Genomic DNA, 7,753 nt, shown 5'->3' with positions numbered 1-7,753 from the left:
TGCTGCCAGCACGGACAGGTTGTCCCGGCTGCGATTTCGGAGGCATCCCCAAGCATCGGGAGTCATGCGATGCCGCGTTTGTTCACTGGACTGGAAATTCCGGCCGAAATCGGCCAGACACTTTCCAGCTTGCGTGGCGGCTTGCCGGGCGCGCGCTGGATCGATCCTGAAAATTATCATCTTACGCTGCGCTTCATTGGCGATATCGACGGAGTTGCGGCCAATGAAATCGCCTCGATGCTGTTTCGGGTCAACCGCAAACCGTTCGAGGTGGCCGTGAACGGCCTTTCCACTTTTGGCGGAAAAAAGCCGCGCGCCGTGGTGGCGCAGGTGGTACCGAGTCGGCCCCTGATCGAGCTGCAGGCGGAGCTCGAACGCCTGATGCAGCGTCTTGGGCTCGATCCCGAGGGCCGCAAGTTCATTCCGCATGTAACGCTGGCACGGTTGCGCGATGCCTCCAATCAGGATGTCGCCGACTACCTCTCCGTGCGGGGCTATTTCCCGACCCGGGTATTTACAGCCTCGCGATTTGTCTTGTTCTCGTCGCGCGCCTCCACGGGCGGCGGGCCTTACGTGGTCGAGGATTCCTACGCACTGAGTGCGTGAGACGTCGATCGCCACGCCCGCAGCTATCATCGCCGATGTAAAAGCGGCCCGCGCCGCCGAAGCCGAAGGGCGGCAGCCATTCTCGGCTTGCATTTTTGTTCATCTTCGGCCGTAAGGGAGCATGCTCTCCACTAACTCCCAGTCCTTCAGCGCTCATTATAAATTCCTGGTTTCCTCTGGTGCGATTGAGGCCGACCCGGCGCAGCAGCAGGCCGCCGAGGCTTTGGCTGGCCTGGAGCAGCGGCTTGCCGGATACAAGCCGCTGCGCAAGCAAGGCTTGCTGGGACGCCTATTCGCGGACAAGAACGAGCCGCCGCCGCGCGGTCTCTACATTCACGGCGATGTCGGCCGCGGCAAGACCATGCTGATGGATATGTTCTTCGAGCACAGCTCGGTTGAGAACAAACGGCGCGCCCACTTCCACGAATTTATGGCGGAGGTGCACGAGCGGATCCACGACTTCCGCCAAGGTATCGCGCGTGGCGACATCGCCGATGACGACGTGATCGCGCTCACTGCCGCATCGATTTTCGATGAAGCGTGGCTGCTGTGTTTTGACGAATTTCACGTCACCGACATTGCCGATGCGATGATCCTGGGCAGATTATTCGACAGGCTTTTTGAACGGGGAACCGTGGTGGTGGCGACCTCCAACGTCGCGCCCGAGGACCTGTACAAGGGCGGTCTGAACCGGGCCCTGTTCCTGCCGTTCATCGCCGAGATCGCAGATCACATGGACGTCCTGCGCCTTGAGGCACGCACCGATTTCCGCCTGGAAAAACTCGCGGGCGTGAAGATGTGGCTGGTGCCGGCAGATCATGCCGCTGACGCGGCACTGAACCGGGCTTGGGGCAAGATGACCGGCAACGCGCGATGCAGGCCGCGGGAGATTTCGATCAAGGGCCGCATCTTGCACGTGCCCTGCGCAGCGGACGGAGTGGCGCGTTTTTCTTTTGCCGATTTATGCGAAAAGCCGCTCGGTGGTTCTGATTACCTGCGCCTCGCGCATGATTATCACACTATCATCATCGACCACGTTCCCGTGATGGATTATCCCGAGCGCAACGCCGCCAAGCGGTTCATCGCGTTGATCGATACGCTGTACGACAACGGCGTGAAAGTGATGGCCTCTGCCGCGGCTGATCCGGCGTCGCTCTATGTCGCGAGCGATGGCTATGAGGCGAACGAGTTCAAGCGGACCGCCTCTCGCCTGATCGAGATGAGTTCGGAATCCTACCTGGCGCTGCCGCATGGCCGCAAGGATTCTGCAGCCAGCGGGACAAGCACCGGGCTCGTGGAGACGTGAACGGTTGGCATTTAGCCCTACCGCGACTTGAACGGGTCCGGCGAAAGGGATAACCAGCCATCCAGCTCTCGGTACCCTCCTGCTTGATCTTCAAAGGACAGATTGCCCATGGCGCGCGACAAGATTGCTTTGATTGGTTCCGGTCAGATCGGCGGGACGTTGGCTCACCTCATCGGCTTGAAGGAATTGGGCGATGTGGTGATGTTCGACATCGCCGAAGGCGTGCCGCAGGGCAAATCGCTCGACATCGCGCAATCCTCTCCCGTCGATGGGTTTGACGCTCATTTCACCGGCGCCAATTCCTACGAAGCACTGGACCACGCCAAGGTCTGCATCGTCACTGCCGGCGTGCCGCGGAAGCCGGGCATGAGCCGCGACGATCTGTTGAGCATCAATCTGAAGGTCATGGAGCAGGTCGGAGCCGGCATTAAAAAATACGCGCCGGACGCCTTCGTGATCTGCATCACCAACCCGCTCGATGCGATGGTGTGGGCCTTGCAAAAGGCCTCAGGGCTCCCGCACAAGAAGGTGGTGGGGATGGCGGGGGTGCTGGACTCCTCACGTTTCCGGTATTTTCTGGCCGATGAATTCAATGTCTCGGTCGAAGACGTGACCGCTTTCGTTCTGGGCGGCCATGGCGACACCATGGTGCCGCTGGTGCGATATTCCACGGTAGCCGGCATTCCCTTGCCCGATCTCGTCAAGATGGGTTGGACCTCGCAGGCGCGGATCGATGAAATTGTCGACCGCACGCGCAACGGAGGCGCCGAGATCGTCAACCTGCTCAAGACCGGTTCGGCCTTTTATGCGCCGGCCGCCTCAGCCGTCGCGATGGCGGAGAGCTACCTCAAGGACAAGAAACGAGTGCTGCCATGTGCCGCCTACCTGAACGGCGAATACAACGTCAAGGACATGTATGTCGGGGTGCCGGTCGTGATCGGATCTAAGGGCGTCGAGCGCATCGTCGAGATCGAGCTGGGCGGCAAGGATCGGGAAGCGTTCGATAAATCGGTGGGAGCGGTGCAGGGCTTGGTTGATGCCTGCAAGAAAATCGCGCCGGACCTGCTTGGGCGCTGAGCGCAGATTGATCACGCCGAACCTTGCTCTCGGGAGCGCCTCATGAATATTCACGAATACCAGGCCAAAGCGCTGCTGCATGAATTCGGCGTGCCGATCTCGAAAGGCATAGCGGTACTGCGGCCTGCAGACTCCGATGCCGCCGCGAAAACGGTTGGCGGCCCCATCTGGGTGGTGAAGAGCCAGATTCACGCGGGCGGTCGTGGCAAAGGCAAATTCAAGGAAACCTCTGCCGGCGACAAGGGCGGCGTGCGCATCGCCAAATCGATTAGCGAAGTCAACGAATACGCGAAGCAAATGCTCGGAGCTACGCTGGTCACCGTGCAGACCGGACCGGAGGGCAAGCAGGTCAACCGGCTCTACATCGAGGAGGGCTCCGATGTAGAGAAGGAGTTCTATCTCTCGATGCTGGTGGACCGCGAGAGCTCGGAAGTATCGTTCGTGGTGTCCACCGAGGGCGGCGTCAACATCGAAGAGGTGGCGCACAACACGCCCGAGAAGATTGTTACGTTTTCGGTCGATCCGGCCACTGGCATCATGGCTCACCACGGCCGCACGGTCGCCAAGGCGCTAAAATTATCAGGCGATCTTGCCAAGCAGGCTGAGCGGCTGGTGATGCAGCTATATGCAGCTTTTGTCGCCAAGGACATGGCGATGCTTGAGATCAATCCGCTGGTCATCACCAGGCAGGGCTTGCTTCGCGTGCTCGACGCCAAAGTGTCGTTCGACGACAATGCACTTTTCCGCCACCCCGAAGTGGCGGTGCTGCGCGATGAGACCGAAGAAGATCCCAAGGAAATCGAGGCGTCGAAATACGATCTCAACTACGTGACGCTCGACGGCAATATCGGCTGCATGGTCAACGGCGCCGGACTTGCCATGGCGACGATGGACATCATCAAGCTCTATGGCATGGCGCCGGCCAACTTCCTCGACGTCGGCGGCGGCGCCGACAAAACCAAGGTTTCGGCCGCGTTCAAGATCATTACCGCCGATCCGAGCGTGAAGGGCATCCTGATCAACATATTCGGCGGGATCATGAAGTGCGACATCATCGCTGAGGGCGTGGTCGCCGCGGTAAAGGAAGTCGGACTCAAAGTGCCGCTCGTGGTGCGGCTCGAGGGCACCAACGTTGAAGCCGGCAAGAAGATCATTCGGGAATCCGGCCTTAACGTGCTGCCTGCGGACAATCTCGACGACGCCGCGCAGAAAATCGTCAAGGCCGTGAAGGGGACTTGAATTGATGGCCGAGGATCATCTCGCCGCGCCGAAGCCGCTGGAGGAGCACCGTAAGCTCGCGGCGTTCGCGGGCGAGTGGAGCGGAGAAGAGATGGTCTATCCATCGCGTTGGACCGAGGGCGGTCCGGCCACCTCGCATGTCTCGGCGCGGATTGATCTCAACGGCTTCTACCTGATCCAGAATGCGCGCCAGATGCGCGACGGCAAGGAAATCTTCGCCAGCCATGGCGTGTTCACCTACGACCGCGAGGACAGGCTGTACAAATTGTTCTGGCACGATTCGTTGGGCTACTATCCGCCTTCGCCGGCCTCAGGCGGATGGAGCGGCAAGTCGCTGATCCTGGTGCGCGGCTCGCTGCGCGGCAATGCGCGCCACATCTATGAAATCCTCGACCAGGACAGTTATGCCATGAAAATTCAATTTTCGCCGGACGCCGAAGGATGGGCCGATGTGCTCACCGGGGTTTACCGGCGTATCCACTGAGCTTACCGATCGTCTCGCGAAAGCAATCCCAGCCATGTCCATCCTGATCGACAAGAACACAAAAGTCATATGCCAGGGCTTTACCGGCAAGAACGGCACGTTTCATTCCGAAGCGGCAATTGCCTATGGCACCAGGATGGTCGGCGGGACCTCGCCCGGCAAAGGGGGCGCCACCCATCTGGGTTTGCCGGTGTTCGATACCGTCAAGGAGGCGCGCGAGCAGACCGGCGCCGACGCCAGCGTGATCTATGTGCCGCCGCCGGGGGCCGCGGACGCGATCTGCGAGGCGATCGATGCCGAAATTCCGCTGATTGTGTGCATCACCGAGGGGATTCCGGTGCTGGATATGGTGCGGGTGAAGCGCTCGCTTTCCGGATCGAAATCACGGCTGATCGGACCGAATTGCCCTGGCGTGATGACCGCTGGCGAGTGCAAGATCGGAATCATGCCAGCCAACATTTTCAAGCCGGGCAATGTCGGCATCGTCTCCCGCTCAGGCACGCTTACCTATGAAGCGGTTTTCCAGACCTCGCAGGAAGGCCTCGGCCAGACCACAGCGGTCGGGATCGGCGGCGATCCGGTCAAGGGCACGGAGTTCATTGAGGTGCTGGAAATGTTTTTGGCCGATCCCAAAACCACGTCGATCGTGATGATCGGCGAGATCGGCGGTTCGGCCGAGGAGGACGCCGCCCAGTTCCTCAAGGATGAGGCGAGGCGCGGGCGGAAGAAACCGATGGTGGGATTTATTGCCGGCGTTACGGCTCCGCCTGGCCGCCGCATGGGCCATGCGGGCGCGATTATTTCCGGCGGCAAGGGCGACGCCGGCTCTAAGACTGCCGCGATGGAAGCTGCTGGAATCACGGTCTCCCCGTCCCCGGCGCGGCTCGGCAAAACGCTCGTCGAAAAATTGAAGAGCTAATTCATTCTTTGGCTCTTTTCGGGGCGAACATTCACCTTAAATAGGGTAAAAGGCCTGCTATCACCCTGATCCGGTGCCCGGATCGGATGTTGCGCCGTTTTCCATGCGCAAATCGAAATCACCAGGACGCACTCATGTCTCGCCAGGACGCGAACGCCGCCTTTGCCCTCTCCTCGTTTTTGCAGGGCACAAACGCCAGCTACATCGACGAAATCTACGCCCGGTTTGAGAAAGATCCGTCTTCCCTGGACCCGGAATGGCAGGAATTTTTCAAAAGTCTAAAGGACACCCCCGCGGACGTCAGGAAGAATGCCGAAGGACCGTCCTGGGCCCGGGACCACTGGCCGCTCACGCCACGCGACGAACTGACCTCCGCGCTCGACGGCAACTGGGCCGAGGTCGAAAAGTCTGTCGGCAACAAGCTGACAGCCAAGGCCCAGGCCAAAGGCGCGGAACTGACCGCTGCCGATGTCCATCAGGCGACTCGCGATTCGGTGCGGGCGCTGATGTTGATCAGGGCTTACCGCATGCGTGGCCATTTTCACGCCAAGCTCGACCCACTCGGGATCGAGGCGCCGCGCAACCGCGAGGAACTCGACCCTCGCTCGTACGGTTTCTCCGAGGGCGATTTTGACCGCAAGATCTTCCTCGATCACGTGCTCGGGATGGAATACGCGACGTTGCGGGAAATCGTTGCGATCTGCGAGCGCACCTACTGCCAGACCCTCGGCGTCGAGTTCATGCACATCAGCAACCCCGCGCAGAAAGGCTGGATTCAGGAGCGTATCGAGGGACCGGACAAGGAGATCAGCTTCACCCGGGAAGGGCGCCGAGCCATCCTGACCAAGCTGGTCGAGGCGGAAGGCTTCGAGAAATTCTGTGATCTCAAATTCACCGGCACCAAGCGCTTCGGGCTCGACGGCGCCGAGTCGCTGATCCCGGCGCTGGAGCAGATCATCAAGCGCGGCGGTAATCTCGGGGTCAAGGAAATCGTGGTCGGCATGCCGCATCGCGGTCGCCTAAATGTGTTGACCCAGGTGATGGGCAAGCCCCATCGCGCGCTGTTCCATGAATTCAAGGGCGGCTCGGCCAATCCCGATGCCGTCGAGGGGTCGGGCGACGTCAAATATCATCTCGGCGCCTCGTCGGACCGCGAATTCGACAATAACCGAATCCATCTGTCGCTCACAGCCAACCCGTCCCATCTGGAGATCGTCGATCCCGTCGTGCTCGGCAAGGTGCGCGCCAAGCAGGACCAGCACGGCGATCCGCCGGACATGCGGATTTCGGTGCTGCCGCTGCTAATGCACGGCGATGCCGCGTTTGCCGGCCAAGGCGTGGTGGCCGAATGCTTCGGGCTGTCGGACCTGAAGGGCTATCGAACCGGTGGCTCGCTGCATTTCATCGTCAACAACCAGATCGGCTTCACGACCTATCCGCGTTACTCGCGCTCTTCGCCCTATCCCTCGGACGTGGCGAAAATGATCGACGCCCCGATCTTCCACGTCAACGGCGATGATCCGGAAGCCGTGGTGTTCGCGGCCAAGGTTGCGATCGAGTTCCGGCAGAAATTCCACAAGCCGGTCGTGATCGATATGTTCTGCTATCGCAGGCACGGCCATAACGAAGGCGACGAGCCGGCGTTCACGCAGCCGGTGATGTACAAGAAGATCGCCTCGCACCCGACCACGCTGGAAATTTATTCCAAGCGGCTGATTGCCGAAGGCGTGATGACTGAGGGCGAGATCGAAAAAGCAAAGGCCGACTGGCGCGCGCGGCTCGACGCCGAATTGGAAGCCGGTTCAGGCTACAAGCCCAACAAGGCGGACTGGCTCGACGGCAAATGGGCCGGCTTCAAATCCGCGGATGCGGAAGAAGAGGCGCGTCGCGGAGTAACCGGCGTTGATATCGCCGGATTGAAGGACATCGGCCGCAAGATCACCAGGGTGCCTGATGGCTTCAGGATTCATCGCACCATTCAGCGCTTCCTGGAAAATCGGGCCAAGGCGATCGACGGCGGCGTCGGTGTCGATTGGGCGACCGGCGAAGCGCTGGCGTTCTGTACGCTGCTGGAGGAAGGCCATCACGTCCGGCTATCGGGACAGGATAGCGAACGCGGCAC

At 60.5% G+C, this 7,753-nt stretch carries 7 protein-coding genes; all 7 read left to right on the top strand.

The features are described from left to right. The first annotated feature begins 69 nt into the window (after window positions 1–69). On the top strand, window positions 70–606 hold the full coding sequence (gene thpR / locus VJV58_RS21205; protein ID WP_324139325.1) for an RNA 2',3'-cyclic phosphodiesterase: 537 nt from the start codon (window positions 70–72) through the stop codon (window positions 604–606). A 121-nt stretch (window positions 607–727) separates the two neighbouring features. Further along, window positions 728–1,912, top strand: coding sequence for a cell division protein ZapE (zapE, locus tag VJV58_RS21200; RefSeq protein WP_324139324.1), 1,185 nt, complete (start codon window positions 728–730; stop codon window positions 1,910–1,912). A 108-nt stretch (window positions 1,913–2,020) separates the two neighbouring features. Further along, window positions 2,021–2,989, top strand: a complete 969-nt coding sequence (gene mdh, locus VJV58_RS21195; RefSeq protein WP_324139323.1) for a malate dehydrogenase — start codon at window positions 2,021–2,023, stop codon at window positions 2,987–2,989. 42 nt (window positions 2,990–3,031) lie between these two features. Beyond that, window positions 3,032–4,228, top strand: coding sequence for an ADP-forming succinate--CoA ligase subunit beta (gene sucC, locus VJV58_RS21190; RefSeq protein ID WP_324139322.1), 1,197 nt, complete (start codon window positions 3,032–3,034; stop codon window positions 4,226–4,228). A gap of 4 nt (window positions 4,229–4,232) precedes the next feature. Beyond that, complete coding sequence (locus tag VJV58_RS21185) at window positions 4,233–4,712, top strand: DUF1579 family protein (RefSeq protein ID WP_324139321.1); 480 nt, start codon at window positions 4,233–4,235, stop codon at window positions 4,710–4,712. A 34-nt stretch (window positions 4,713–4,746) separates the two neighbouring features. Beyond that, window positions 4,747–5,631, top strand: a complete 885-nt coding sequence (gene sucD, locus VJV58_RS21180) for a succinate--CoA ligase subunit alpha (RefSeq protein ID WP_324139320.1) — start codon at window positions 4,747–4,749, stop codon at window positions 5,629–5,631. 134 nt (window positions 5,632–5,765) lie between these two features. After that, on the top strand, window positions 5,766–7,753 hold a 1,988-nt coding region (locus VJV58_RS21175; protein ID WP_324139319.1), incomplete at its 3' end, for a 2-oxoglutarate dehydrogenase E1 component.

Source organism: Bradyrhizobium sp. (genome assembly GCF_035273305.1).
Classification (GTDB): domain Bacteria; phylum Pseudomonadota; class Alphaproteobacteria; order Rhizobiales; family Xanthobacteraceae; genus Bradyrhizobium.
Note: the sequence above shows the minus strand (reverse complement) of the source record. Positions and strands in the feature narration are given on the sequence as shown.